Annotated in this window: 1 protein-coding gene; it reads right to left on the minus strand. The window is 67.1% G+C overall.

The window, feature by feature from the left end; all coding sequences use genetic code 11:
* Window positions 1–71: 71 nt before the first annotated feature.
* Window positions 72–1,511, minus strand: a complete 1,440-nt coding sequence (locus QM019_RS12625; protein ID WP_428831970.1) for an MFS transporter — start codon at window positions 1,509–1,511, stop codon at window positions 72–74.
* Window positions 1,512–1,802 lie beyond the last annotated feature (291 nt).

A 1,802-nucleotide genomic window follows, 5' to 3' on the forward strand; every position in this document is an offset into this window, starting at 1 on the left:
CCCCGCTGGGTGGGCCGGATGCGCCTGCGCGCATCCGGCCCGGCCGACCGGGGATTCTTCGTTCCGCGACGCTAGGCCGCGACCGACTCATTCGTGTAGTCGTTGTGCTTCGTTTCCTTCGAGAACAGCAGCGCGACGAAGGTGAGCAGGGCCGCGCCGGCGAGGTAGACACCGACCCAGAACGGCGAGCCGTCGCCCGCGCTCCAGAGCGCGACGAACACGGTCGGGGCGATACCTGCGCCGAGTACCGACGAGAGGTTGTACGCAATCGCCGAGCCGGTGTAGCGAGTGTTCGCGGGGAAGTACTCGGGCAGTACCGCGCCCATCGGGCCGAAGGTGAGGCCCATGAGCGCCATGCCGATGATGAGCTGCGTCTGCACGCCCGTGTGGCCGAGGCCGAGCAGCGGGGTCATCACAAAGGCAAAGATGAAGATGAGCGCCGTGACCGAGAGCAGCATCTTGCGGCGGCCGAACTTTTCGGCGAGCGGACCCGAGACGAGCGTGAAGATGCCGAAGAAGACGACGGCGACAATGAGCATGAGCAAGAAGTCGGTCTTCGGGTAGCCGAGGCCGCCGACGTGCGTCGCGGCGTCGAACGCCGTGCCCGAGTCGGCTGCGGTCGCGGCGGCCTGGTCGGTCGTCGGCGTCGAGCCATACGTGAGCATGAACGAGGTCATCATGTAGAAGAGCACGTAGGTGGCGAGCATCACGAAGGTGCCGAGGATGATCGCGCGCCACGACTTGCGGAAGACCTCGACGAGCGGGGCCTTGACGACGTGGTCCTCACGCACGACCTTCTGGAACGCGGGCGTCTCGGTGAGCTGGATGCGCACCCAGAGTCCGATGATGACGAGCACGGCCGACACGAGGAACGGCAGGCGCCAGCCCCACGTGAGGAACTGCTCTTCGGTCAGCGTGTAGTTGAGCAGCACGAACAGCAGATTGCCGAGGATGAAGCCGATCGGCGCGCCGAGCTGCGGGAACGTGCCGTAGATGGCGCGCTTGTTCGCGGGGGCGTTCTCGGTGGCGAGGAGGGCGGCGCCCGACCACTCGCCGCCGAGGCCGAGGCCCTGGCAGAAGCGCAGCAGCACGAGCAGCGCCGGCGCGAGCACGGTCATGTTCGTGTTGATCGAGCCGTCGGCGTTCGCGGCGGTCGGGAGGCAGCCGATGAGGAAGGTCGCGATGCCCATGACGAGCAGCGTGCCGACGAGCGTGCCCTTGCGGCCGATGCGGTCGCCGAAGTGGCCGAAGAGGATCGAGCCGAAGGGGCGCGCGATGAACGCGACGCCGAAGACGGCGAACGACGAGAGCAGGGCCGTAATCGGGTCGGCGCTTGGGAAAAAGAGAATGGGGAAGACGAGCGAAGCCGCGGTGGCGTAGATGTAGAAGTCGTAGAACTCGATCGACGTACCGACGAGGCTCGCGACGATGACCTGCCAGGGCTTGTTCTGCTTCGCGCCGGATGCGGCGGGCGTGGCGCCGGTGTTGATGGTCGAGGTGTCGTGTGACACGAATGTGCTCCTGAGCTGACGATGAACGGCGCGCCGGAAACGCTGTACCCGCCCTGGTGGGGCGAGGCCTCGAACGCGGTGGCGCGGCCCGACCACCTGCCTCAGCGGGGTAGGGGAGTGCAGGAGTCGAACGGTGTCGGTCAAGTTGGCGACGATTCAGGCTACACCCAGCCAGGTATGCAGAAAAAGCCGCAGCCCCTCATCTGTGCCGTTCGTGGGGGTTGGGTGGGGGGGGGGGGGGGGGGTTGTGGGGGGGGGTGCGGGGCGGCCAGACACAACACACAGCACGCC

Source organism: Gulosibacter sediminis, assembly GCF_030011715.1.
Lineage (GTDB): Bacteria > Actinomycetota > Actinomycetes > Actinomycetales > Microbacteriaceae > Gulosibacter > Gulosibacter sediminis.